This is a genomic window from Enterococcus gilvus ATCC BAA-350 (assembly GCF_000407545.1).
Lineage (GTDB): Bacteria > Bacillota > Bacilli > Lactobacillales > Enterococcaceae > Enterococcus_A > Enterococcus_A gilvus.
Window position 1 is genome coordinate 24,727 of sequence record NZ_ASWH01000002.1, and the last position, 24,829, is coordinate 49,555.

Consider the following 24,829-nt stretch of genomic DNA (forward strand, 5'->3'; position numbering starts at 1 on the left):
ACGAATATACTGTTTTAACTTGTTTATCATCTGAATAAAAGCAAAACCCTATTGCGCAAGAGGTAACAATTACTCATAATAAGGGAAACGATGAAAAGCAGGTAGTAAAATGAAACGACTTCTTCTCTTTTTCAGCTTTCTTATGATGGCCTTGATGATTGGCGGCAAGGTCCATGCAGAGAACATTTATGTTGAAGACCACGCAAATGTCTTATCAGAACAGACCAAGGGAGAAATATACCAGTACAATCAAGCGTATAGGCAACTAGAAATTCAGCCGCAGTTGGCGGTAGTGACAGTAAAGAAACTGCCTGAAGGCGAAACGATTGAAAGTTATGCCAATCAGAAATTTCGAGAACTTGGTGTTGGGCATAAAGAACACGACTCGGGAATCATGTATATGATCGCGATAGAAGACCATCAGCAACGGATTGAAGTAGGCTACGGCTTAGAAGGCGATATTCCAGATGCATTGGCGGCCAATCTGATGACAGAAGAGTCTAAAGAAGATTTTCGAGCGGAAAACTATGATGCAGGGGTCCGACTTGTTGCATCGAATATTGATCAGGTCTTGAGAAAACAAAAAGCAATTGCCGACTTTCCAGACGCATCCAAATCGAGTTTTTCGCTGGAAAGCATTCGAACATTTATTGTAAATAATGCATTTAAGCTCTTGATTCTAGTGCTTGTGCTAAATAGTTTTTTTGGTAAAACCGTGCAAAAAATCTTTATCTATTGGAAAACCAAAAGAGACTATGCGAAAGAATTACGCAGTGTCTTATTAAGCAACAATTATCGGTATAAAAGTCCCTTCAACCAGCCTTTGATCAATAGTCAAGCACCGGAAGTAGTAGAAGCGAAAAAAGAGTTGCAACAACAATATCAATTTTACCTTAGACCACAAAAACCTAGTTTTTATGATTTTACCTTTGCCTTTGGCGAGTTGACTTTGGGTGATCTTATCCATAATGATCGAGAAACGATGGAAGAATATTCGATCTATTATCATCATCAGCGTTTGTGGGAAACTCGTTCATCTGACAGCAGCGGAGGTTTCTGGGGCGGTGGAAGTTCCGGCGGCAGCGGCAGCTCAGGTTCTTCAGGCGGGGGTTCGTTTGGCGGCGGCTCATCCGGTGGTGGCGGAGCCAGTTCTGGTTGGTAAAAGGACGGATCGTTTTAAAAAAATAGATAAGGAATCCCTCCTTCTGAGCAGCATCAACTAAGCATCAGAAGGGGAGATTCCTTTTTTATATTTTGAAAACTACCGCAGCAGCCAGGGATGATGATTCAAAATTTGGTCTAATTAAAAAGGAGGCGATAGAATATGACGTTCATTTCTACCGTCTACGTCTTTTCGGTCATTACCCTAAGACAAAGGCTTCGCCGGCAGCTAAGACATGGATTCGTTCGGGATTACTGACTTTACCAAAAAGATCGCTTGGATCGCCATTAAGGTCACTAACTTTTTTGCCATTTTCTTAATGCTTGATCAAATAATTGGTTTCTTGCACTAAGATATTAAGAAAGAGACCTTTTCCACTCAATGTTCCGTCTCGAATGACACTAGAAAAATGTTATCGATTGTATAGATGATTATCGTGCGATTAGGCGTTACAATCGTGTTTGTCCTGAGAACTCTCTGGATCGATAAAAAGAACAAGTGTAATTTATACGTGTTCTTTTGAATTTTCTGACAATTATCGCTTCCTTCGTGCCGTAAAAGGGAACAAGAAAATTAAGTATTTTCTGGAGCGGTGGATCGTGTTACTATTGTGGCGCAAACTTAAGGGGGACTACGGTGAGAGTATCAGATTCAGTTGAGGTTGGGTTTACTTACGAATGTCATGCGGTCGGGATCAAGAACATTGTTGTTGGCGTGGTGGAGCAGCTTTATGGAAATACAGTAATGATCAATGTGCTTCGTTGCCATCAAAGCGACCGAGCTGCTGTGATCGAACGTCAGAACAAATTATTAGTAAGATACAAGAACATCTATACTTGCGGCGAAGCAGCAGAAGGTCAGGCTTGTTTCTAGAAAATCATGTGAATTATTTCTTTTGATAAAAAAACATTTTTTAATAACTAGCGTTCTAATTGATGTTTCAGAATGATTATTATAATCTTATTATAGATATTCTAATCTAAATGCAATCAAAAATTAAGGGAGAGCAAATTTATTATGAAAATGACTGCAACTATCAAGGTTCCAGAAGCAGCAAGGATCACTGATGCACACAGAGAATTGGTCGAGCGCGCGAGACAGACGTTATTGGACAAACAAAAAGCAACGCCCATCGCTTTACTAGGTACCCAACCGGTGGTAGGCATGTATTATTGGATTCTTTGCGAGGTAGAACTGCCAGATAATCGTGGAGAAACATTAACGGTCTATAAGATTTATCAAAGCCCAAGAAATGAAGTGGCTTTAATGGAAGCAAAGGCCTATGAGTACCCACCATCAACGATAGACCAATACAAAATTTCAGCATAATTACGACGAGCAATGGAGTGGCAAATGCCAACAGGAATCCATTGCTCTTTTTTTGATCGCGTAGAACAAGTTCAACAGCACAGACAGATAGAAAATGAACAGTCTTGAGTGCCCACATTGACAGGACGAAAGAATGCATAGTATAGTTACTGAGAAGAATTTAAGAGTTAAGCAAAGTTTATGTTATGAACGGGGTTGTATTTTTGAGCGTAACAATGTCTATTTAGATGAATTTAATAGCCGATAAGCAATTGTTTATTTGGTGTGTCTATAGATATTCTTACATTCTCAATCATCATTCATATGAACTTGCTTATATCGAGTGTCCGTTGAATACGACTATTGAGAGCTAGGAGAAATCCTAGCTTTTTGCGTGCCTTATTTGACGATTCTCACTTAGACATAGACAAAAAAACACACCATCGATCAACTCGTTGGTGAACATTGCGTGAAGGCTCATCCGATTTTATTTTATAGGAGGTTTTCACTTTGAAAAAGAATAAAAAGCGTCAATGGCGCATGAATGTTCAATTATTTTTAATGAGTCAATTTTTAACCGGTATCACGAGTATGACTGTCCAATATGCGATCATCTGGTATCTTACTGAACAAACGAAGTCTGCAACGATCCTAAGCTTTGCGACATTATTAGGTATGCTGCCTATGGTTGTATTGAGTCCTTTCGTGGGTCCCTATGTGGATCGCTTGAATAAAAAAGGGCTGTTGATCGTTCCAGATTTGATTGCGGCTTCATTCGCGATTCTTCTATCTGTGACGGGATTCGTGACCGGCACTTTTCCATTCTGGCTGATTTTTGTCTCTCTATTCATTCGAGCGGTGACTCAAACGTTTCAAACGCCGACGATTCTAGCCATTCTACCGACCATTGCTCCAAGAGAAGAATTGACAAAGGTGAATGGGCAATTAGGCATGGTCCAGTCCGCCAATCGAATCATTGCTCCAGGCATTGGCGCGTTTCTTTTTTCGCTGATGCCCTTGCATCTATTGTTACTTTTGGACGTTTTAGGTGCATTGCTGGGTTTAGTGTTGTTGATTTTTGTAAAAATACCGAATACTTCGGAGCATTCTGGGAATACGCTCGCATTAGAAGATACGAAACAAGGGATCAAAGATCTGCGAAGTAAACATGGCTTATGGATCATTGTGCTGATCGGCGCGCTGTCGTCAATCTTTATTATGCCAGCCGCAAGCATGTATCCGTTAATGACGATGGGTTATTTCGATGGCACGGTCAGCAACGCAGGATTTGTGCAAATTATTTACTCTATTGGAATGTTGGTAGGGGGCTCAATTATCGGTGTGTTTGGAAACTGGAAGGATCGAATCAAGCCGCTCCTACTATCGTATCTAGTGATCGGTGCAACGTTAGCTGCTAGTGGACTTTTACCAGCAAATAGCGCAGGCTTGGTTTGGTTTATTGTCTTAAGTGCTTTTACAGGGGTCGCTGCGCCATTTTTTGACACTTTATTAATGGCGATGATCCAGCAGACCTTTCCAGTCGATCAGCTCGGACGAATCATGGGTGTCGTGATGGCATTATTGAGTTTACTAGCGACATTGGGTTTAATTTTCGCAGGCCCACTAGCAGATCGCATCGGGGTAGAAAAACTATTTGTCATTGCAGGACTCGGTATTATCCTGTGTGCCATTCTAAATTGGCTCATTGTTCCAGCAAAAAATTACGACAAACAGTTACAGGCAGAGAACAATCCAACGATTTCTGAATAAAAAACGACTCTATAGAAAAAGTCATAGCTTTAGACAACACCCGCGACCGAATTGATCGGCTGCGGGTGTCTTTTGTTTGGTTTTTTCAAGCGAAGCGTCTTCTTTTTGCGTAATTTACCCATAGAAGAACTTTGATAGTGCCGCAATTTCCATGCTATAATGAGGGCGAGAAAAGCCTTTCATAGAGCGGAACGCGCTGTCTGAAAGGTGGGAAATCCATGCCAAATTATTTACCGACGAACGATCTGCTGTTTAAGAAAATCATGACCTCCGAAGATTCCCTGTATATCCTGAAGGCCTTTGTGAATGACCTGCTGGGGACCAATTTCAAAACCCTGCGTCCACGAGAAACGTACCATATCGACAGCTACAAACGCACACTTCAAAAAGAAAATGGGGAGGAAATCTGCCGCACAGAAGTCGACATCCTCGCCACTGCCGAGGACGGCAGCCAAGCCACCATCGAGTGTCAGATCCATGCCCACGATTATTTCCACGAGCGTGCGCTGTTTTACCTTGCCGAAGCCTACCGCTCACCCTATGGAGACATCAAGAAACAGAGCGACGCCAAGCCAAGCAGCTACGCCAGCTTGCGCCCTGTTTACGGCATCAATATTATGGGGTATGACCTGTTTAATGAAAAAGAGCACGCACTGCAATTGTTTCAGCTGCTAAACGCCAAGACCCAGTAAGTATTCGTAAATCGTGCAGGCAAAGAGCTCCTTCTCCTGTGCTTTTTCAGCCTAAAAAATCACGTACGCGACAAAAAAACCGCGCTGTATCATTAGCAATACTTTTTCACCACAGGCGACGCCGCAGAGGATGCCCCAGAGTACATAAAAGACGCCAAAGCCAAAATCGATTACCTATCATTAGAAAGCGAGGAAAAAGAAATGATCATGCGAGCAGAAAAAAATCGCGAAATACAAGCCCTCGAAATCAGTACGGCCGCGAGAGTGGCGAGGGAAGAAGGGGAGATAGCAGGAGAAATAAAAGGTGAAAGAAAAGGGAGAATGGAAGAAAAGAGTAAAGTAGCAATGGAAATGATAAAAGATGGTATCAATCCTCAAACAATATTAAAGTATACAGGCTTAACTCTTTCTGCAATTGAAAAATTAAAGGACGAGAAAAACTGATAGTGTTTAGTGAAGTGGCAATGCTTGAGTGAAAGGAGTTCTATGAATATAGAAAAAATCGCGAAATACAAGCCCTTGAAATCAGTACAGCCGCGAGAGTGGCGAGGGAAGAAGGGGAGATAGCAGGAGAAATCAGAGGAGAGATAAAAGGTGAAAGAAAAGGAAGAATGGAAGAAAAGAAAGAAACAGCAGTAAGTTTACTTAAAATGGGTCTTTCTTTAGATAAGATATCAACGGTGACCAGCCTAAGTCTTTCTACAATTGAAAAACTGGCGGCTATGAATAACAAATAATCTTATTGAAAAAAAGTGAGACAGTTGCGGCTTGTCAAAAACAAGGCAACTGTCTCACTTTTTTTGTTAATAATCGTCTTCTGAAAAACCGGTGTTGCGATAGGCGCCTTCATCAGAGAAGTACTTGTTGTAGCGCTGTTTGAATTTGCGGAAGGTGAAGACGACGAGCAGCTTGATCATAGAGTAGATCGGTATTCCGAAGATCACGCCGACGAGTCCCCGCAAATCTCCCATGACCAGCAAAACGACCAAGATCGTGATCGGATGGATCTTTAGGCGGTCGCCCATGACACGGGGAACGACTAAATCACCGTGAAGTAATTGGACCACGAACCAGGCGATCACGAATTTCACCACCATAAAGGACGAGTCCTGAAAGGCAATAAATAACCCGGGTAAGAAGGCTAAAAATGATCCGATGTAAGGGATGATGCTCAATATTCCCGCAGCGAAGGCGATGACGGTTGCGAACTGCAATCCTAATAATAGGAACACGACCCAATAAATCACACCTAGTAACAAAGAAGCGATTACTTGTCCTTTTAAGAACGCGCCTAACTGCTGATTGGCGATGTTGATCAAGGTGCTAGAATCTTTTCTAAAGCGCGGTGGGATCATTTCGATGACCGCATTGTACAGCTTGTGGGGACTCTGGATCAAAAAGAAGGCGATGATCGGTCCGGTAAACAAGGTGATCGCGGTGCTGGAAACGGCTGAAAAGATCGTGCCTAAGCCTTTGGCGCCGTCTTGCCAGTTGTTGACTAAATAATTCAGCCCTTCTTTGGTCAGCTTGTCCAAGGAATTCAATGCTTGATCCGAGGAGGCAGCAAAAGGTGTCGCATCCAAAATATTTCTGATGGCTTGTTGAAAATCATCCATATACTTGGGAAATTCTTTGATCAAATCCTGCGTCTGCTCTTGGATGACGGGCACCAGACGAGCGCCTCCGAAAAAGAGGAATCCCAAAATGATCACATACGTCAAGACGATGCCGATCGTACGGGACACACCCTTTTTGTTAAGAAAGTTTACGATCGGATTAAGCAGGTAATAAAGCAGTAACGCAAAAATCATCGGGGGCAAAACAGTGGTAATGATCACAAGGACCGGCCGGAAAATAAAGGATACTGTATTTAACAAATAAATGGCTAACGCACTTAGTATGACCAGCCCGATCATGTAATAGGAAGTTTTACCGCCAAAAAACTGAACGAGTTTTGAAGGTTTTTCTTTTTCCATAGTATGACGCTCCTTATAAGATAGAATAAAATGGAATCCCCGCCGCGCCTTCATGGAGTTGTCTGTGAAGAATGGAACGGAAATTCTGTATAGAACAAGTATACCGAATGTGCTTTCTGCTGTATACTTTTCCGAATTTTTGAAAAAAAGCGTCGAAGATGGGATAATTCAAATGGAAAGAATAAAATTTGAAAACTAGAAAGAGTGATTTTTTGACTGAAGCACGAACATGCCGCGAATCCCGCGTCATCCAAACCCACCGTATTTTCCCGTTTGACTTAAATCCATTTGGGTATCTATTCGGCGGGAAGCTGATGACCCTGATTGATGATGCGGCGTCCATCGCCATTTCTCGCCATTGCCGCAGAGGCGCCGTGACGGCATCGCTGGACAACCTGAATTTCTTGAAACCTCTGCACGCCAATCATTCTGTCTGTGTGAAGTGCTATGTTTCCGGCAGCCACAATAAATCGATGGAAGTCTTTGTGAAGGTGATCGGTGAAGACCTCGCTACAGGAGAACGCTATTTGGCGGCGACTTGCTTTACCACCTTCGTCGCTGTTCCGTCTCATATGAATGAAGAAAAACAATTCACCGTTCCTCATGTCGTCCCCGAGACAGAAGAGGAAAAAATGGTCTGCGGCGGCTACGAGAAACGGCGAAACCATCGCTTGAAGGAACGCACCGAGTACCAAAATTTTGCCGCCCTGTTGTCCACGGATCTGCCATGGTCCGATGAAGGGACAGGCGATTAAGGCCAAATTACTGAAAGAAAGCCTGCATCCGGGTGGTTGCAGGCTTTTTGGTGTGCGTAAGGATGGGGTGTAGGAAGACCTTTCTTTACTTGTCCTCTGTAGGAATCTCTGTGAATTTTTCCATCGCCCACAGATTCATACCTGTCTCATTGGCATCAATTTGGCTAAGCAGGATCTTCCGCTCCTCGATCGTCGCAACAAAATCCGTGCCATCTTTTGGGTGATCCAACGATGAAAGATGCAGGATGTTTTTTCCATTCATAAAATAAGACCCGTAGTCCATCTTGTACAATTTTTCTTTGCTTCCGGGATAGTCGTAGGCATCGATGGTTCCATCATCATTGAAGGTCAAAATAAAGGACCCATTGTACCATGAGAAAGACCGCAGCAAATGGGTCAAATCCGTCTCAGGGTCGATCCATTCTTTGTGTTCCTTGTAATAATCGCCTGTCGTAAAGGATGCCTGTGAAGTTTCTGTCGTGCTGGCGCTCTCCTTTTTCGTTGCCATCGTTTCCGAGGAAGTCTGGTGTGGTGTTGCTTGTGCACAGCCGGAAAACAGTAGACTTCCTGTCAGCAGCCATCCAAGTATAAATTTTCGCATCGTTTGTCCTTTCGTTTCTTTTAAAAAAAGTATAGCACGCACAAATAAAAGAAAAAAGCTATTAAATGGAATTTAGTGAAGGATAAAATTAAGTTTTCTCATATTTATAGGCGACTCTTCTTGTTATTATTATACTAAGTTCAAATGAACTGAAATGCAGGTGACAGGCAAGATGTATCACGCGTTGAACAAAAAATTTATTCGATATATTTTAGAAATCATGCTGGCGGCAATCTTTATTAGCGGGCTCTTCTTTTTATTTTTCATGGGCTTCACGTATCATTTTCATCCGTCTAGCCACGAATGCTCGAGATTATTTTATCGATCCTTCGATATTGTTCCAGCGATAGTAATAGGTGCGCCGTTTCGTCGCAAGCATTATTTCAACGGCGCGATTCGCGAAGGATTGTCTTTGCTTGAGTTGGATATCGACGCGCTTGCGGAGGCGCAGAGGGAGAAGCCTATCTATTTTGTAAAATGGCGAAAGATCCATGTCAAACGAAAATACCAGAAGGCGGTCCTCCACGAGATCGAACGACGGATCAGTCAGCAGGACTGCCATAAAATCCTTTCAAAACGTTATGAATAAAAAACATTGAGTAAGCTTTTAATCTGATGAAGGCTTACTTGGTGTTTTTTTATTTGATTCGGACGTTAGTATCAAAATCTCGCGCTATTCGTAAAAACGGCGAGGAGGATTGGAGGTATGAACAGGAGATTCTTCTAATTAGATGAAATATTGAATGTACTTCCAGTGACAAAGAATCAAACAGATAACAGCAATCATCAGACGATTGTATCTTGCGAATCAGATCTGCAAAAATTTTTTCGGAGTTATCCATTGACAATGATTAGGTACCGAAGTATACTGAAATCAAATAAAAGTTAGGTACCTAAAATATAGGCACCGAAACAAAAAGGAGAATGAGAACGATGAGTGAATACACAAAAGAATTATTGAAGCGGTTATCGTATGTCGGATCTGCGAGTCGTCGTTTGATGGATACAGGCAATTGTCAGAAAAGTGCACCGACCCAACAATTGGTTTTGGATATTTTAGCAGAAGAAGACGGCGTGACCTCTGGCGTCTTGGCGGAGATCTTGGATATGCGGCCAAGTTCAGTAACAGAAATTTTGAACAAATTGGAAAGTCGCGGCGAGATCAAGCGCCAGGAAGATGAGAATGACAAACGGATCAAGCGGATCTACATCACGGAGGTTGGTCGTAAAAAAGCGAATCTCAACAAGCCGAAGGAGCGTTCGGAAGAATTTTTCGCCGGCTTGACTGAAGACGAGCAGCAAACGCTGGATCAATTATTGAATAAGGTCATTGATGGTTGGACAGAAGATTTCGGCGGACGGCCAGAATTTCCGAATGATCCCTTTGCAGCGATCGAAGCATTGAAGGCGATGAAGCTGCAATTCGATCCCCGCATGGAAGAGTTTGGGCGGATGTCGCCAGCCGATCGCCGCAAATTAAAGCGCGCATGGAAAGAGCAAATGCGCCAGCAATTCGGCAGAGAAGGCTTTGGCCCAGGTTCCTTTGGTCCAGGCCGCGGTCCTATGGGCCCAAACGGCGGACCTGGAAAGAACCGTCCCCACGAACAACCACACGATAGTGATTGGGAAAACTGGTAAGAAGGAGGTCGTTGTCAATGAGAATTGAAAAGGCTGAATTATTTAGCAAAGCACACACCGGTGCAGTCAAATTACGCAAGCAGGTGTTAGGCGGAAAGATCGATTGGGAGAAAGAGAAGCGTCTCCACGTCTTTGTCGCCATCGAGAACGAGGAAGTGATCGGAACAGCATCGATCCAATTGTATCCTTTTGGGATCGCCCGTGTCCGTCAGGTCGCCGTTTCTCCAGATCATCAAGGACACGGAATCGGGGATCAGCTGATGAGCCGTTTAGAGGATTTTGCCCTAGAGGAAGGCCATTTTCGCCTCTTTTTGACGGGTCGGAAAAGCGCACAGCTTTTTTACATGAAACGGGCATACCGCCCGATCCTCGTTCCCTTTACGAAACACGACCTCTCATTTATTTGGATGACCAAGGCGTTGTCCCCTGAAGAAGTCCCTGCATTTTCGCAGCAATAAAGATGTCCCTATGCCCCCAGAAAAAGGAGGAATTAACTATGAAGGAGTTATTTGACCCAAAAAGAATGAAACAAACGGAAAAGAAGCATGCCATCAAGGATCTGGAAAAGCTACGGATCGAATTCGAGGCGAAATCTCGGTTATTCGCGACCTCGCTAGGAATGATCAATTATCAGAAATACCACAACCTTTATGATCTTGGATAGTCAAAAAAACGTTGAGAAATTCCTTCTCAACGTTTTTTTATAGCCTTAATTAAGGAACTGCATAAGCAACAATAATCCCGTGACAATCATCACGAAGACAAAAAGGACGATTACCATATTTTTGAGAAATTTGTTTTCTAAAGAGCGTGCCTTGAGAATTTCCAAGAGAGAAAAAAACCCGATCAAGAATAGAAGTCCCTTGGATACATAAGGGTAATACTGAAAAGGCAACGCGGCATAAGCGGCGACAAATGGAAAGAGACAAAGTGCGCCGATCAGCGACAGGACCACAAAGGCAAGCAGCAGCATCGCCCGCGCCTTCTTGTTTTTGATCAAAAGGACCGCCGCCGTCCCTCCAAAGAGGCTGATTAGAACAGAAGATACACCAAATAAAAGAATCGGCAGAAGAATAAAAATCAGAACAAGTGGCAAGAGGACTAACACGACATGAAACATGGCCTCACTCCTTTTTTAAATGCCAGTTTCTTCTATTATCTGTGAAACAATCCAGAGAAACAATAGCAAGTTTTGCCTGAGGTAGTTGAAGCTGTCTTTGGGCAAGCGCCAGATATGGAACGCGCAAATTTTCCTGCATGTAGACTTCATTTGCTGCATTTGCTAAGGTAATGTTGAGAAGAGGAGGAGAAAAGATGAAACAAAGTATTGTACACCTGGCGCTGGTGGTAGATGATTACGACGAGGCGATTGCGTTTTACACGCAAATGCTCGATTTTGAACTCATTGAAGATACGTATCAACCTGAACAGGACAAACGCTGGGTCGTAGTGTCTCCCAAAGGATCACAGGGGACGACGATTTTATTGGCAAAAGCATCAAAACCCATCCAAAAAAATTCGTTGGCGATCAAGCGGGGGGACGGGTCTTTTTATTCCTCGGCACCGATGATTTTCAACGGGATTACCACAAAATGCTGGAAAAAGGGATCGTATTCGTTAGAGATCCGAAAGATGCGGCGTATGGCACGGTGGCGGTATTTGAGGATTTGTATGGGAATCTGTGGGACTTGATTCAATTTTCCGACGACCATCCAATGAAGCAACGGATGTTTTAACAATCATTCCCCACTGCCGCTGAGACGCGGCAGTTTTTTACTCTTAAATAAGCACAAACGGAGAAGATAAAAGCCGCACCTGTTTAAAAACGATAGGAACCTTTTTTCAAAAAAATATTTTGATTGTAATTAATAGAAAGTATCGCTTAAAGGGTATTAAAATAGTAAAATTTAAGTATAGGAGGGGTTTATATGAAAAAGAAACTTGGGTTAATTGTGTTTGGTATGATGATTAGTATGAGTTTGGCCGCCTGTAAAGGGGACGATTCGGCGTCTGCACCTGAGCCGGGGTCAACGGCAACGTCCTCGAAGGTGAAGAAAGAAAAGGAATTTTCCGCTTCTTCAGAGGTCAAACAATCCAGTGAATTACCGAAAACGGCAGATTCGACAAAATCAGCAACGAAGCAGGATGATTCCTTTTATTTTGATTTGATGATCGAGGCGGCGCAATCTCAGCTCCCTGCTTTACAAGAGCAAATGGGAGAGATGTATTCGGACATCACCATCACAGCAGGGGAGAACCACACCATCGTCTACACCTACACGTCTAGAGAACATCTGGGGTATGACATGGATATGGAGGCACTCAAACCGGTTCTGATAAAAGGAATGAAGCCCGTAATGGAATCTGTTAAGGGAATGTTTCCAGATGCCAAGATCCAAGTCATTTATTTAGCACCGGATCAAACGGAGATCGGGAATATCACCATTACGCAAGAAGACATTGACGCAGCCGTAGGAGACGAAGCAATTTAAATAAAAAATAGAAACGAGTAAGGCATCTATACGAAACAGTCATTTTTTTAGTGGCAGCTTCGGGATAGATGCTTTTTTTATTATTCGTAAATGAGCAAGTAGGAGATACGTCTGAAAAATGCTATCATAAAGGAATAAAAGAAGATAGTCGGTCGCCAGCCGTTTTTGGTTGGCGGCGTTCAGATAGGAGTTGCAGATTCATGGAAAAAGGAAACGAAGAAGGATCGCTTATTTTTTTGCCGCAGGCGGCAACTGGCAAGCCGCAGCATTTAGGATCGGAGAAGGCGGGCTGTCCGTTTTGTGACTATGCTGAAGAGGAAAATATCCTGAGAGCGGAACAACAGATGTTTTGGATTCGCAATAAATTTCAAACCTTACAGGACACGGTCCAAACTCTGATCATCGAGAATCCGGATCACAATAAAGATATTTCTACCTATACAAAAGAAGAAAATCGCGCCTTGTTCCATTTTGCCTTCGAGTGCTGGGCTGAAATGACCCGTGATCCGCGATTTGAATCGGTGCTTTTTTACAAAAATCATGGTCCTTTTTCGGGTGGCAGCTTGAAGCATTCCCATATGCAGATCGTTGGATTAGATGTGCTTGACGGAGAGGGGCAAATCCATGACGAAAACTTTACAGGTATCGATGTATTTTCCGAAAAAAATATCGCCATCAATTTCTCTACAAAGCCGATCATGGGGTTCCTTGAGATCAACCTTTTAGTGAACGCGAAAGCACCGGAAGCCATTGATTTACTGGCAGATTATGTGCAGAAGACCGTCAGTTATGTACTGAATACCTATCATCACGGACGGTGCGACAGTTATAATTTGTTTATTTTTAAAGAAAAAAATCAATACAGGATCAAATTAACGCCGCGTTTCATCGTTTCCCCGTATTTTGTCGGGTACCGCCTGTCACAGAATTTTTCGGAGGAGCATTTGTTGGCTTTGAGGGAAGAATTTCGCAGGAGTTTGCTGCATGCGTAAACGATTTCGGTAATTGTTAAAAATAGAACGCTTCATATAGGCAAAGCGAGGATCAAGAAAATTTTCTTGATCCTCGCTTTTTATGTCTATTATAACCACTTTTGCACGATCTTTTTGAACACGTCTTCGAGCTTTTTCAGATCAATTTTTGGCAAATCAGATCTTATCACTACAAAATCTTGTTCCGCCGAGAGCTGAGATTCTAAATAGCTGGTGGTACTTATTGCTAAATCAGCGTCCTGTATGTCGGATACATAGTCGATGGTGTACTGATTTGAAAAATTAAATATAACACTATTCATCAAATAATTATGGTGGAGCTGTGAAAGATCAGAGTAAAAATAAATGCTTATTTTCGGTAAAAAATCCTTGATAGGTATGACATACATACATAACAATAAACTGCTTATTTTAAACTGAGACGTATCAAAAAAACGACTGTTCATTTTGAATGACGTCCAAAATTCGTAAAATTTCTGCATGTAGAAGGGTTGGTTGCACGCGATTTTATCTAAATCAATGTTGAGAGATTTTTTTATTAAGTTTTCATCGATGTAAAACAGATGCTGCATGAGGTATTGCTTAAATAACTTTTCTTTGACAAATTGCTTGTTCTGATGAGAAAGCGGCACAAAGGAATATTGAAAGAGGGTCAGCCACAGCTCTGCCTCTTTGACAAATAACGGCAACGCGTCATAATTTGAATGCAATTCCAAGCGAATGTTGTTGAAATCGTAACAATAAACAGATAGTAAAAAAAAAATCCAATCTCTCTGTGTCCAATCCATCAAAAATGATGGCTTATTCGTTACGCTTAAGAGATGAATCATTTGAGTTTGCTGTTCTGTAAATAGGATGTGTTTATTTTTTGCCGCTGCAGTGCAATTCACGAATAATAGCACGGCCAATATTTCCCTCTGTGTAGGGATCAAATCAAACTGTAAAGCTTCTTCGATGTCCTTTGTCCGCTCGTAACAACTTGTTTTTTGTTCAGAAGATAATCGAGGAATTCCTGAAAGCCTTCGATGGATAGAAATTAGAAATAGAAAAGTAAAATTTCTGATGGCTACTTCACTGCCATTGATTTTTAGCACGCTGGAGAAAGAAATGTGCAGCTTGTATTTGTGCAGGTAATTGTTCAAATGCCGGACTTTTCTTTGCAGCGTGGATTCGCTGACGAAATTCTTTTTGCAAAAGACCGTCGTGATGATAAATCTTTCAAAGAGAATATCGGAATAAATATTGTAGGCTAAATCTTCTAAAAAGATATATTCAGTTATTTTTTGCAGATCATTATTTGTGGAGCACGTTAATTTGATTCCTTTATTTCTTACCATACTTAGTTCAACTTCGCCGTTTAAATAACAATGATTGGCTATTTCTCTTAACTCCTGACAGTTTTTTTTGACCATTTGGCTATTTGAGTAACCAAGCAGTTCAACAATTTTCTCACTTGATACATAGTCTTTTTGTTCATATAAGATACAAATAATTTCTTGCTTTAAACGCGTAGAGGAACTTAACCCAAACATATAGAGACACTCCCTGATAGCTTCTAATGGAACTCCGCATAGTGAGATACTAGCATACAAGAATTCCATTGTTAAATTAATATAGCAAATACTATAAGTCATATTTGATACTTTATTAGTTAGAAATAAGACTATAAATAGTTGTATGATAACCATTCTTTAAATTATAAAATAATATTAATATATATTTTTAATATATGGATTTTATTAATATTATTTTTAGAAGGAGTGGTTATAGTGGATAGGGAAGTGAAGATAAAGAAGTCTGTTATTTTGTTAATCGTTTTACTTTTAAATACGTTTGTTGGTCCTATCGTTGCGATTGCAGAAACATCTTCCGCACAACCGATAGAGAAATTAACTATACGTAAATTAGAAATAAGCCCAGCAACAGATGGGGAACAGTACGCAGAGGTTCAAGTGGGAGCCGCTGTCGATAACCCGACAGATCAAGAGAAAACTTTCGTCCTGTCGTTGAGCGAGCCGGTTGAATTGATCAACGACGCTCAAAAAGAATTTTCAACGCTCTTATCTGAGGATAAGAAACAGGTGACGATTCACGCACAACCGAAAACGACGGTGGAAGGAAATATCCGTCTTCGCGTGAACAAAGGGGAAAACGAACGTTCATTTAAGGTTCATTCTGCGAATCAAGAGCAAGAGGTGACGATTCCACCACTGACGAGCGCTCAAAGTACGTCCTCTTCAAAAGAACCAACGAAAGAATCGTCAGAGTCAACGACAGTAACGTCCGCAAGCACAAGTGAACAAACAACTACGACCAGCACCACGACTCAAGAGAGCAGCAAGGAGAAAGAGAAATCTGTTGCTAGCAAGAAGGCAGCAACGTTAGCTGAAAGAGAACCAGTAGATATCAAAACGTTGTTTGAAGCAGATGAAAAATTTTTGTCTGATGTAAAGATCGAGGTTTTCAATGGCAATGTTCCGATCGATTACGAGCACGAAACCGTTCCCTCTGACGCCACCATAAAACTCTCTTACAATTGGGAAATCCCGCAACGTCTGATCGACGAGAAGCTGATCAAAGGCGGGGATTATTACGAGACGAAGCTGCCAGATAATCTAAAAGTGAGAGCTCAAAGCGGAGAATTAAAAAACAGCTCCGGGGTTGTTTATGGGAATTACACCATTAGTGCAGACGGCAAGGTGCGCTGGACCTTTAACCAAAAAGTCGAGCAGGAAAATGACATCTCAGGAACACTGTTTTATGCGGAACAATTAAAAGAGGAAAACAATGCGGGAGAAACAACGATCAAAGTCCCTCTCGATGAAGGGACTAAAGAGATTAAAGTCACCGTTCGGCCAAATGGCGGCAACTCAATAAGTAAATTGGGCACCAAAGGGTCAGACAATCGCTCAATTCGCTGGGATGTCTCCATTAATACGAATTTGAATGTATTAAAAAATGCCACGGTGACGGACCCTCTGCCGGAAGGGTTGAACTTAGCAGATTTAAAAATCTATCCTCAAGAAATAAATCTAAAGGGAGAGGTCGTAAATGTAGGAACCACTCCTTTAGTTGAAGGAACCGACTACACACGTGAAGGAAATATCGTCACGTTCATCGGCAACTATGCGGAGACAGCGAAATCTTTCAAGCTGGTCTATCAAACGATAGTCGATGAGAATAAAATCCCTTACGAAGGCGGGGAGCTTTCCTTCAAAAATACAGCAACAATAACCAACGGAACAGATGTAAAATCGGCAGATGCGCAAGTGAAGCTCCAATTTGGAAAGCTCATTTCTAAATCGAATGGCGTACGAGATACCACTGAAAACGGACAGGTTTACAAATGGAAAATCGCGTACAATCAAGGATATAAAAAGCTTCCCGCGGGATCGTATGTGAAGGACACCCTTGTAGGAGACTATGCAGAGTTTGTCAAAGGGTCCGTTGTTGTAAAAACAGTAAGTGGGACAACTTTAGTCGAAGGAACCGATTATTCCCTTGTTTTTGATGGAAAATCAATGACAGTCACCTTCTTAAAAGAAGTCTCTACAGCCATCACCATTGACTACAAAACAAAACTGACCGTTATCGTTGACGATAATTTTGATGGAAGCACGTTAAAAAACGAGGTCATCACAGATGGCGGATATAAAGGGTCTGGTAGTGGAACGATTGAAAAAAATGGTGTCGTTAAGGACGCTTCTGTGGATTATCAAAATCGAAAAATCAATTGGACGATCACGGTCAATCGCTTCAACTATGACATGCTTAACTGGAAGTTGGAAGACACGATGTCTGATGGGCTGTTCTTCAATAAAGAGAGCTTCAAGATTTTCGAACAAGGCTCGAAGACACCCTTGGAGCTTGGCGTTGATTATGAATTTGTAGGAGAACCCACAGATAAAAAATTCAATGTTCAATTCATCGGGGCTTTGGCTGATCCCGGGACCAGTAAAACCTATGTAATCAGCTACGCGACCGATTTCGCCAGAGAACAAGAGAAATTTACCAACACGGCTGTTTCAAAGTGGAAAGATGCGGATGGCAAGGATCATCAAAATACCGGGAAAAAAGATCAAACAGTTACGAAAAATTACGTGGTGGACGCTTCAAAAGGCGGGGAATACAATGCACAAACGAAGCGGATCAAGTGGACAACGATCGTTAATTACAATCAACAAACGCTAAAAAATGCGACTATCAGCGATCCGATCCTCGGAGAGCAAACCTATGTACCGAACAGCGCCAAATTATATGAAGTTACCATCAATCCTGATGGTTCCGTAAAACTTGGAACAGAAGTGGCAAACGCAGCGGCGGAATCAGCGAAGACAGTCTCGGCGAATCTGCCAGACGGCTCAACCAAAGCGTATACGCTGGTCTTCGAGACAAGACTTGAAGGGTCATTGATCACAGACAAGCCATATTTGAATAAGGCAGCTTTTCAAAATGATGGCAAAAGTAAGACAGTGGAAGCCTCTGTCAAGGCATCAAATGGGGGAAGCTACGCTGTAAAATCAGGGGAACAAGACAGTGGAAATATGAATTATGTGAACTGGTCGGTCGTGATCAACCCTTCGCAATCCACCCTGGATGATGTGGTCATCACGGATGAGCCTTCAGTAAATCAAGTGATCGACCAAGCGTCTATAAAGATTTTTGAAACCGTCATAGATGCGGCAGGCAACATTTCAAAAAATACGAATAAAACGTTAGAACAAGGAAAAGATTATTCTGTCAATGTGCAGACGGACAATGAAACCGGCAAACAAGTGGCGACGATCAAACTGCTGAAAACGATCCACACGGCGTATATGCTAGAATACCGGTCATTAATCAATTCAAGTCTCTTGACAGATGAAGTCACGAATAAGATTTCGATCAAGGGAATGAATGAAAAAACGATTCAACAGGAAACGACTACTAAACAAAAAGTGATTGTTTCTGGCGGAAGTGCACAGGGCTCAACGGCTTCTGTTACACTCGTCAAAATCGACAAGAACAAAGGCGATAAGACACCTCTGGCTGGAGCAAAACTGGAACTATGGACCCGAGATGAGAAAGGAAACAAGGCACAACTCGTTCGTTCAGGAACCACGGATGAAAAAGGAGAGCTGAAATTTGGAAACTTGCGTGCAAATTACGATTATTTGCTGATTGAGACGCAGGCACCAGATGGTTTTACAGTCAGCCAAGAGCTGCGGGATGGAAAAGTCGTGAGATTTAATCCAGACACCGAGACGGCACAATTTGCGGAAATGTTCGTTGAAAACGATCTTCCGAGAATTTCGTTTAAGAAGGTCGATGGAGAGACTAAGAAGGGGTTGTCGGGAGCCGTCTTCGCGATCAAGAATGCGAAGGGCGACTATTACAATGGAGTCACTGCCGCTAACAAAGTCCAGTGGGTCAGCAGTGAGGACAAGATCTCCGAGGAAGTGGCGAAGTCACTAACTTCTGATGCAACAGGAACGGTGACCGTTACAGGCCTAAAGGAAGGAACCTATTCAATAAAGGAAATTTCCGCGCCTCCCGGGTACGATCGAGTGACGCAGGAACAGTCTTTTGAACTTATTAACGATCAAGGGGTCATAAAATTAACGCAGCCCATTCAAGATATCGCCAATGAAAAAACGCAGTACGTCAATGTGCCGATCAAAAAGATTTGGGATGACGCCAATAACCAAGATGGCAAACGACCAGAAAAGATTGCATTTACGCTGGTAGCCAATGGAAAGCCAACCAAAAAAACACTGACAGTCACTGCTTCCGCCAACTGGTCAGGAGCGTTTGAAAACTTAGAAAAGTACGATGAGGTAAAAAAAGAAATACTATATTCGGTCAAGGAATCGGACGTTCCAGACTATGAACTAACCAGCATCTCTCCCGATGGAAAGGGGGGATTTGAGGTCACCAATTCCCATAAGGCTGAAGTAATCTCAGTTCAAGGAAAGAAAGTATGGGACGATGGCGATGACCAAGATGGTAAGCGGCCAGAAAAAATCACAGTAAATCTTTTTGCAGATGGCAAGTTTGAACAGTCTAAGGACGTATCCGAAGAAACCAACTGGGCATATGAGTTTACCAATTTGCCTAAATTCAAAGATGGCAAAGAAATCAAGTATAGCGTGATGGAAGGCTCTGTGACAGATTATACGCCGACGATTACGGATTTCACGATCACGAATAAGTATGTACCACGAAAAACCAGTGTCTCTGCAACCAAACACTGGGACGATGCCGATAATCAAGATGGACTGCGCCCAGAAAAAATTCACCTCCAATTGTATGGAGATGGATTGAAAGTCGGGAAAGAAGTGGCGCTGAGCCAAGAGAATGACTGGTCAACTACCTGGAACGATTTACCCGTAAAATCGAAGGGCAAAGAAATTCAGTATACCGTTGGTGAAGTTGGAACGATCAACGGGTATAAAGGAACCGTAGAAGAAATAGCAAAAGGGACTTTCGCCCTCACCAATTCCCATACTCCTGAAACAACACAAGTTGCTGGAACAAAAACTTGGAAAGATAAGAACAATCAGGACGGGCTTCGACCTGCGTCGATTCATATTCGATTATTAGCCGATGGAAAAGAAGTTGCTGAAAAAGAGGTTCGCGCTGAAACGGGCTGGACGTACCAATTTACAGATCTTCCGAAATATCAGGATGGCAAGAAAATAAGCTACGCCATTCAGGAAGATCGCGTTTCTCATTACAGTACGACGGTCAACGGCTTCGATCTAATAAATAGCTATACACCTAAAAGAACAAGTATCAATGTTTTGAAAGTGTGGGACGATTTTGGAGATCAGGAGGGGCTTCGACCAGAGCGCATCCGTGTTCAATTGTTCGCTGACGGAAAACAAACAGACAAGGAATTGGTTTTGACCAAAGCGACAAACTGGCAGGGAGATTTTTCAGACCTGCCGCTAAGCAGTCAGGGAAAAGCGATCCACTATACGATTAAAGAAGTTTCTATCAAGGGCTATAAAGCAACAATCACTGGAAATCAGGATCAAGGCTATGTTTTAACAAATACACATGTGCCTCCTGCTCCTTCCTCACCTAAAAATCACGGGGGAGGCGGCCATTCATTTAAAGGAGACAACAGTGCAACCAACTATAAAACAAGTCTTCCTAGAACAGGAGAAAAGGGATCACGTACTCTTCTAATCCTGGGTCTGGTGCTCGTTGTAGCAGCAGGGATATTTCGTTACCGGATACGAGCTAAAAAGAGTTAATACTACGTTTCTTTTTAAGAATAAAAACTGAGGTCAAGAACGTAGATAAACGTTGTGAAAGCAAGAAATGATCCTTTAAAAAAACAAAGTCGGTCCCTGTCCCATTCAACAGATTACTGATGAATGGGACTTTTTTAAGGAGAGAAAAGAAATGATTTTAATGTTAACCAGAAATGTAAACAAGGAAGAGACCCTCAAGTCGCTATTGGAGACGCTGGGCTATGATGTCTTTTGTTCGGCTCATTTATTGGGTGCACTACTAAATAGAAAAAAAGAGACAGACATACTCCACTTTTTTCCCATTCTCTTTCTCAGCGAGACAATTTTTGAAAGTGAAGTCGAGCAAGTCATAAAGCTGTTGGGAGATGCCCCTCAGTTTATCGTTAGGATAACAAATAATGTGTCAGACGTACCAAAAAGAACAAGCGACGAACGGGTGTATCAGCTTCCCGTTTCGGTTGGTTTGGAAGAGCTGCGCGATACCTTGGATACAATGTACGTAGCTCGTTCGCAGCAGAATTATGAAGCCAAGGGGGCAAGAATATCTTTGAGCACTTTGGAAAAGAAAATCGTCCGTCAATTGTACGATACCTTTCCTGAAACGGTGACACGTGAGTATTTGATTTTGCAGCTTTGGGGAGACGAGGAGACCACAAAATCGAGATTGTCCAGCCTGTCAAATTGTGTCCACAGTATAAATAACAAATTTGAGCAAATCTATCCGTTGGAAGACGAAAAAGCCGTCCGAACCATTTGGCGGAAAGGCTATTATTTAGACGAAACAATCTATTCCGCCATAGAAGAAGGCCGTTTGACCATTATGTAAGTCATAGAAGGAGCTTCGTTTGGTTAAACAACGTGTAAATAGAGCGAGATATCCAATTTTTTATTTCGAAGTTCTTTCAGAATATGGCAGATGAAAAAATACAACGATTCATTATTTTTCAAAAAAAGATCTATTTCTTACAAAAGTAAGAATAGATCTTTTTATTTGTATAGAGAATTACTTGTTTATCTCGTTAATCCTTCTGTGGCTTTTGAAGACTAAGATGAAACTCTGCTGTTATGGTCAATTTTATAAAATTATTTTAGAAAAAATGAAATGAAGGCGATTTTCTGAGCAGTTCATTTGCTTTTTAGTAGTGGGACTCTTTCTTTTTTTTAAAACCGATCCCATTCAACTAGAATAGCTTACTACCAATTCGGAAATAAATGTATGATTCGTCTGTTTGATATACAAATTTATATACTCTGATTCGCGAGTAATTTTTTTAATCGTATTTAGCCCAATCCCTTTATGACCAATTTTTGTTGTAAATCCTTTTTTTAAAAGAGCATCTAACTCAACTTTTTTATCAACTGGATTTGTAATAGAAAAGCATAGAGTATCTACTCCGTCATTTTCTACAGTAAGTTGGATTATTTTTTTCTGATTGTCGCCATCCAGATCGATTGTCGTTTCAAGAGCATTATTTAGTAAAATGGAAACACATCTTACGAGATCGACACTGTCGACGCGTAAATTTTTTGGGATTGAGTCAAGTTTGAGTTTGACAGAGAGGTTATTTTTGGAGCATTCTTTTAAAAAATTGAGGATCAAACCTTGAATGGGCAGATTTTCTAGGCGATTAATCTGCGCGTATTCATTTGATGAAAACATATCTTGGGAATCTGCGATGATTTGGTTCAGTAAGATCCGCGCATCGGTAATCGAGTTTTCTTTTAAACAATTATCCAGAGCTATAAGCAGCGCCTTGAAATCATGCTGAAACTCATTTGAGATTTCACGTTTTTTTTGATCAATGAGATAAGCCTCTGACAGTATCTCTAACTCATCATTTTTTTTCTGATATTCAAAAGAATTATGAGTGATGACCGTTATCAATAAACAAAGAATATCTATGTATAATACAGTGTAAAGTAAGATTTTAACATTTTGATCAATCGTTGCTTGAATATACAAGACAATAAGTGCGATAAAAACTATTAAAATCGCAATGGAAAGAAAGCGGAGTTTTCTATTCTGATAGACAAAAAAATTCCAAAAGTGTGTTTTCTGATTTATCAATTTTAGAAAAAAATAGCACAAAACCAATAATAAGTTTTGAACAATAAAAAGCGTCAAAACTACATAGGAACTTCGAGTTAAAAAAGGAAAATCAGAGATTAATATTCTTGGAATATCAACGGTCAGAAACCAAGTATTCATAATCAAACAGAGCTGCATTACAAAAAAAAGTGTAGGCAATATCCAACTGTTAAATTTTTTAGTTATCATAAAGAACTGAATCGTACCATATGGAAAAATAAAATATGTGATATAAGCATCTTCAGTAAATAGACCAATCACACTGCAGATGAGAAGAATTAACATTAGCAGAGCTGCATTTCTTTTGCTGTAGATATTTATTTTTTTTCCGATGAGAACGGTTGTTAATAAATTGCTGGCCAACAACCCGGCTCGAATATAACTAGCCAAAGCCTTTTCCCCCAATGTTTTTAATAAGAAATCTCCGTGATTGCTTTTTTTAATTTATCGATGGATTTTACTCCTAACTCTAAAATATCTCCATTAGCAAAACCGACATATTGTTCTTCTCTACTCCATTCAGTAATCGTATTTAGATTAATAATGTATGCTCGAAAGCCTCTAAAAAAGAATGGTTGATAGAAAACATTTTTGAATTTCTTTAAGGTTCCATCAACGATCAAATCTTCATCCATCGTTTTAACCAATACAGAATTTTTATATCCATTTATACTTTTTAAGTAAATTATGTCTTTAACAGGGATCACGATCTGTTTGTTTTGAACGGAAAAGGACGTGAAGTCGGAGGACTGCTGCCGCTTCATTTGATGTAAGACAATCTCCTCCAGTGTGCGAGTCAAAGACTCATTGAAAAGTCGGTCATCTATTTCTTTGACAATATAAGCCCAAGGATAAATATTTTTATTAATAATGGAAATGGCGTTGTCCTCCAAACCAGTGAGGTACAGAATGTAGCATTTTGAATTTTTTGAGCGAATGGTTTCTCCAATATCTATTCCTGTAAAAAAGGCGTTTAGATCAATATCAAGGATAAAAATATCATTATCTTTGATTTCCATTTGAGAGATTTTTTCATAAAATCGTTGTGGATAATCAACAATGATAGGGTTTAGATTTGAATATTTTTTTTTCTGATTAAGTGAATCAATGAGGGCCGAAACTTTTTTTTCAATCACAAAGCTATCATCCACTATATATATATCCATCACAACACACCCCTATAATTGTTTTATGCAAATTTAAATAGCAGTACCTGAAACTTCACTAACGGGTACTGCTATCGAAGAAGTTAGTTAGAATTAATCTAACCTAAGAAATCATATAATTCATAGGAATAATTCTCAATATACATAAACCGTTTTCAATGACTTTGGTCGATTTTTTTGCATTTTAAAACGTTTAAACGGATTTTTGTGAAAAAATATGGAGAAAGGATCGGTGAAAACGGTTCTTTCGACCTTCCTAGGTTTGTTAAAAGAAACTATGATAAATACTTAAAAAATGGAGAGTCATTAAATAGGAAATCATTCGAACTAGGGAGAACCATCATGACTGAAGCGGAATATACCCGTGCATTATCTGTACTAATTAAAGAAAGCAAGGTGGGTTTTCACGAAGAGGAAGAACTAATTTCCTTTTTAAAAGAGGCATTGGTCTTTTATAGTATCTGACTTGAATGAGACAATTTTATTAAGGAAAGGAGAACAGAAAAATCAGAATAGGTATTTTACTGTTTCTATTTAGTGTTTTCTTCCTATTATCTGCTTGTCAACGCATGCCAGATACAGCTGATCAACAATACGAATCGTCAGTAAGTTCAGAGGAGTTTGATCAGGAGGAGCCTGATTGGGACCAAAGATTTTCTGAATCATCTCTTAAGAAAGAAGAGTATTCAGATTTGGGAAAAGAGAAAGCTAACTATTATAGAAATAAATATAAGAGGCCATAATTAGTTGAAGAGTAATCAAAATCCACGATCATGATCGTGGATTTTTGCCGTAAGATTCTTTGTAAACGGTTTAATTTTCATTTTTTCTTTTATACAAGTAAGTAAAATACGTTTAAGCATGATCGATGAGAGGACAGTACTTATCGTGTAAATGCAAAACGAAAGGAAGGAGATTGAATGATCCGTATTTGGCTGAAGAGACGA

General features: G+C 40.9%; 25 protein-coding genes and 1 pseudogene. 20 read left to right on the plus strand and 6 right to left on the minus strand.

The features are described from left to right. Window positions 1-109 precede the first annotated feature (109 nt). The 7 genes from I592_RS15205 (at window position 110) to I592_RS21445 (ending at window position 5,669) form a co-directional block, all read left to right on the plus strand. Entirely contained in the window at window positions 110-1,162 is a 1,053-nt protein-coding gene (locus tag I592_RS15205; RefSeq protein ID WP_010778806.1) for a TPM domain-containing protein, read from the plus strand. Between the two features lie 636 nt (window positions 1,163-1,798). Beyond that, window positions 1,799-2,035 (plus strand): hypothetical protein, encoded by a 237-nt coding sequence (locus tag I592_RS15210; protein WP_010778805.1) that lies wholly within the window; start codon window positions 1,799-1,801, stop codon window positions 2,033-2,035. A gap of 144 nt (window positions 2,036-2,179) precedes the next feature. Further along, on the plus strand, window positions 2,180-2,491 hold the full coding sequence (locus I592_RS15215) for a hypothetical protein (RefSeq protein ID WP_010778804.1): 312 nt from the start codon (window positions 2,180-2,182) through the stop codon (window positions 2,489-2,491). Between the two features lie 519 nt (window positions 2,492-3,010). Beyond that, the gene (locus I592_RS15220; protein ID WP_044926775.1) at window positions 3,011-4,240 is read left to right on the plus strand and encodes an MFS transporter; all 1,230 of its coding nucleotides are present in this window, start codon (window positions 3,011-3,013) and stop codon (window positions 4,238-4,240) included. A 218-nt stretch (window positions 4,241-4,458) separates the two neighbouring features. Continuing rightward, entirely contained in the window at window positions 4,459-4,932 is a 474-nt protein-coding gene (locus I592_RS15225; RefSeq protein ID WP_010778802.1) for an Rpn family recombination-promoting nuclease/putative transposase, read from the plus strand. A gap of 201 nt (window positions 4,933-5,133) precedes the next feature. Beyond that, entirely contained in the window at window positions 5,134-5,376 is a 243-nt protein-coding gene (locus tag I592_RS15230; protein ID WP_010778801.1) for a hypothetical protein, read from the plus strand. A 98-nt stretch (window positions 5,377-5,474) separates the two neighbouring features. Next, complete coding sequence (locus I592_RS21445) at window positions 5,475-5,669, plus strand: hypothetical protein (protein ID WP_044991429.1); 195 nt, start codon at window positions 5,475-5,477, stop codon at window positions 5,667-5,669. 66 nt (window positions 5,670-5,735) lie between these two features. On the opposite strand, the gene I592_RS15235 is transcribed toward I592_RS21445, so the two are convergent. Continuing rightward, on the minus strand, window positions 5,736-6,908 hold the full coding sequence (locus I592_RS15235) for an AI-2E family transporter (protein WP_010778800.1): 1,173 nt from the start codon (window positions 6,906-6,908) through the stop codon (window positions 5,736-5,738). A 212-nt stretch (window positions 6,909-7,120) separates the two neighbouring features. Between I592_RS15235 and I592_RS15240 the strand changes: the two genes are divergently transcribed. Further along, window positions 7,121-7,663 (plus strand): acyl-CoA thioesterase, encoded by a 543-nt coding sequence (locus I592_RS15240; RefSeq protein ID WP_010778799.1) that lies wholly within the window; start codon window positions 7,121-7,123, stop codon window positions 7,661-7,663. An 85-nt stretch (window positions 7,664-7,748) separates the two neighbouring features. On the opposite strand, the gene I592_RS15245 is transcribed toward I592_RS15240, so the two are convergent. Continuing rightward, window positions 7,749-8,264 carry a hypothetical protein gene (locus tag I592_RS15245; RefSeq protein ID WP_010778798.1) on the minus strand — a complete coding sequence of 172 codons (516 nt, stop codon included), beginning with the start codon at window positions 8,262-8,264 and terminating at the stop codon, window positions 7,749-7,751. A gap of 172 nt (window positions 8,265-8,436) precedes the next feature. On the opposite strand from I592_RS15245, the gene I592_RS15250 reads away from it, so the two are divergent. The 4 genes from I592_RS15250 to I592_RS21680 all read left to right on the plus strand — a co-directional run bounded on the left by I592_RS15250 (window position 8,437) and on the right by I592_RS21680 (window position 10,566). Further along, entirely contained in the window at window positions 8,437-8,853 is a 417-nt protein-coding gene (locus I592_RS15250; protein ID WP_010778797.1) for a hypothetical protein, read from the plus strand. Between the two features lie 344 nt (window positions 8,854-9,197). Beyond that, entirely contained in the window at window positions 9,198-9,902 is a 705-nt protein-coding gene (locus I592_RS15255; protein ID WP_010778796.1) for a MarR family winged helix-turn-helix transcriptional regulator, read from the plus strand. A 17-nt stretch (window positions 9,903-9,919) separates the two neighbouring features. Then, window positions 9,920-10,360 carry a GNAT family N-acetyltransferase gene (locus I592_RS15260; protein WP_010778795.1) on the plus strand — a complete coding sequence of 147 codons (441 nt, stop codon included), beginning with the start codon at window positions 9,920-9,922 and terminating at the stop codon, window positions 10,358-10,360. Window positions 10,361-10,398: 38 nt separating this feature from the next. After that, window positions 10,399-10,566, plus strand: coding sequence for a hypothetical protein (locus tag I592_RS21680; protein WP_010778794.1), 168 nt, complete (start codon window positions 10,399-10,401; stop codon window positions 10,564-10,566). A 45-nt stretch (window positions 10,567-10,611) separates the two neighbouring features. Here the strand turns inward: I592_RS21680 and I592_RS15265 are convergent, their stop codons facing one another. Continuing rightward, a complete protein-coding gene (locus tag I592_RS15265; RefSeq protein ID WP_010778793.1) occupies window positions 10,612-11,022 on the minus strand; it encodes a hypothetical protein in 411 nt (136 codons plus the stop codon). A 266-nt stretch (window positions 11,023-11,288) separates the two neighbouring features. Here I592_RS15265 and I592_RS22245 point away from each other — a divergent pair. The 4 genes and pseudogenes from I592_RS22245 to I592_RS15280 all read left to right on the plus strand — a co-directional run. Next, window positions 11,289-11,354 (plus strand): annotated as a pseudogene (locus tag I592_RS22245) (VOC family protein); the annotation flags it as partial. Between the two features lie 44 nt (window positions 11,355-11,398). Next, on the plus strand, window positions 11,399-11,638 hold the full coding sequence (locus I592_RS22250; RefSeq protein ID WP_341853251.1) for a VOC family protein: 240 nt from the start codon (window positions 11,399-11,401) through the stop codon (window positions 11,636-11,638). A gap of 192 nt (window positions 11,639-11,830) precedes the next feature. Further along, on the plus strand, window positions 11,831-12,394 hold the full coding sequence (locus I592_RS15275) for a hypothetical protein (RefSeq protein WP_010778791.1): 564 nt from the start codon (window positions 11,831-11,833) through the stop codon (window positions 12,392-12,394). Between the two features lie 200 nt (window positions 12,395-12,594). Continuing rightward, entirely contained in the window at window positions 12,595-13,386 is a 792-nt protein-coding gene (locus I592_RS15280) for a DUF4931 domain-containing protein (RefSeq protein ID WP_010778790.1), read from the plus strand. A gap of 89 nt (window positions 13,387-13,475) precedes the next feature. Here the strand turns inward: I592_RS15280 and I592_RS15285 are convergent, their stop codons facing one another. Beyond that, a complete protein-coding gene (locus tag I592_RS15285; protein ID WP_044926649.1) occupies window positions 13,476-14,918 on the minus strand; it encodes a helix-turn-helix domain-containing protein in 1,443 nt (480 codons plus the stop codon). A 237-nt stretch (window positions 14,919-15,155) separates the two neighbouring features. On the opposite strand from I592_RS15285, the gene I592_RS15290 reads away from it, so the two are divergent. Beyond that, window positions 15,156-20,627, plus strand: coding sequence for a Cna B-type domain-containing protein (locus I592_RS15290; RefSeq protein ID WP_010778788.1), 5,472 nt, complete (start codon window positions 15,156-15,158; stop codon window positions 20,625-20,627). A 151-nt stretch (window positions 20,628-20,778) separates the two neighbouring features. Beyond that, the gene (locus I592_RS20785) at window positions 20,779-21,453 is read left to right on the plus strand and encodes a helix-turn-helix domain-containing protein (protein ID WP_010778787.1); all 675 of its coding nucleotides are present in this window, start codon (window positions 20,779-20,781) and stop codon (window positions 21,451-21,453) included. A gap of 351 nt (window positions 21,454-21,804) precedes the next feature. On the opposite strand, the gene I592_RS15300 is transcribed toward I592_RS20785, so the two are convergent. Both I592_RS15300 and I592_RS15305 read right to left on the minus strand, forming a co-directional pair. Next, complete coding sequence (locus tag I592_RS15300) at window positions 21,805-23,106, minus strand: GHKL domain-containing protein (protein WP_010778786.1); 1,302 nt, start codon at window positions 23,104-23,106, stop codon at window positions 21,805-21,807. A 20-nt stretch (window positions 23,107-23,126) separates the two neighbouring features. Further along, the gene (locus I592_RS15305) at window positions 23,127-23,882 is read right to left on the minus strand and encodes a LytR/AlgR family response regulator transcription factor (RefSeq protein WP_010778785.1); all 756 of its coding nucleotides are present in this window, start codon (window positions 23,880-23,882) and stop codon (window positions 23,127-23,129) included. 207 nt (window positions 23,883-24,089) lie between these two features. Between I592_RS15305 and I592_RS21685 the strand changes: the two genes are divergently transcribed. Beyond that, entirely contained in the window at window positions 24,090-24,347 is a 258-nt protein-coding gene (locus tag I592_RS21685) for a hypothetical protein (protein ID WP_139243589.1), read from the plus strand. A gap of 104 nt (window positions 24,348-24,451) precedes the next feature. Continuing rightward, window positions 24,452-24,625, plus strand: coding sequence for a hypothetical protein (locus tag I592_RS21690; RefSeq protein WP_155857526.1), 174 nt, complete (start codon window positions 24,452-24,454; stop codon window positions 24,623-24,625). Window positions 24,626-24,829 lie beyond the last annotated feature (204 nt).

What these genes read in the sequence shown, in the direction of transcription:
- I592_RS15205 (WP_010778806.1), top strand. Translation starts at nt 110, where the DNA reads ATGAAACGACTTCTTCTCTTTTTCAGCTTTCTTATGATGGCCTTGATG.
- I592_RS15215 (WP_010778804.1), top strand. Translation starts at nt 2,180, where the DNA reads ATGAAAATGACTGCAACTATCAAGGTTCCAGAAGCAGCAAGGATCACT.
- I592_RS15220 (WP_044926775.1), top strand. Translation starts at nt 3,011, where the DNA reads ATGAATGTTCAATTATTTTTAATGAGTCAATTTTTAACCGGTATCACG.
- I592_RS15225 (WP_010778802.1), top strand. Translation starts at nt 4,459, where the DNA reads ATGCCAAATTATTTACCGACGAACGATCTGCTGTTTAAGAAAATCATG.
- I592_RS15230 (WP_010778801.1), top strand. Translation starts at nt 5,134, where the DNA reads ATGATCATGCGAGCAGAAAAAAATCGCGAAATACAAGCCCTCGAAATC.
- I592_RS15235 (WP_010778800.1), bottom strand. Translation starts at nt 6,908, where the DNA reads ATGGAAAAAGAAAAACCTTCAAAACTCGTTCAGTTTTTTGGCGGTAAA.
- I592_RS15245 (WP_010778798.1), bottom strand. Translation starts at nt 8,264, where the DNA reads ATGCGAAAATTTATACTTGGATGGCTGCTGACAGGAAGTCTACTGTTT.
- I592_RS15250 (WP_010778797.1), top strand. Translation starts at nt 8,437, where the DNA reads ATGTATCACGCGTTGAACAAAAAATTTATTCGATATATTTTAGAAATC.
- I592_RS15255 (WP_010778796.1), top strand. Translation starts at nt 9,198, where the DNA reads ATGAGTGAATACACAAAAGAATTATTGAAGCGGTTATCGTATGTCGGA.
- I592_RS15260 (WP_010778795.1), top strand. Translation starts at nt 9,920, where the DNA reads ATGAGAATTGAAAAGGCTGAATTATTTAGCAAAGCACACACCGGTGCA.
- I592_RS21680 (WP_010778794.1), top strand. Translation starts at nt 10,399, where the DNA reads ATGAAGGAGTTATTTGACCCAAAAAGAATGAAACAAACGGAAAAGAAG.
- I592_RS15265 (WP_010778793.1), bottom strand. Translation starts at nt 11,022, where the DNA reads ATGTTTCATGTCGTGTTAGTCCTCTTGCCACTTGTTCTGATTTTTATT.
- I592_RS15275 (WP_010778791.1), top strand. Translation starts at nt 11,831, where the DNA reads ATGAAAAAGAAACTTGGGTTAATTGTGTTTGGTATGATGATTAGTATG.
- I592_RS15280 (WP_010778790.1), top strand. Translation starts at nt 12,595, where the DNA reads ATGGAAAAAGGAAACGAAGAAGGATCGCTTATTTTTTTGCCGCAGGCG.
- I592_RS15285 (WP_044926649.1), bottom strand. Translation starts at nt 14,918, where the DNA reads ATGTTTGGGTTAAGTTCCTCTACGCGTTTAAAGCAAGAAATTATTTGT.
- I592_RS20785 (WP_010778787.1), top strand. Translation starts at nt 20,779, where the DNA reads ATGATTTTAATGTTAACCAGAAATGTAAACAAGGAAGAGACCCTCAAG.
- I592_RS15305 (WP_010778785.1), bottom strand. Translation starts at nt 23,882, where the DNA reads ATGGATATATATATAGTGGATGATAGCTTTGTGATTGAAAAAAAAGTT.
- I592_RS21690 (WP_155857526.1), top strand. Translation starts at nt 24,452, where the DNA reads ATGCCAGATACAGCTGATCAACAATACGAATCGTCAGTAAGTTCAGAG.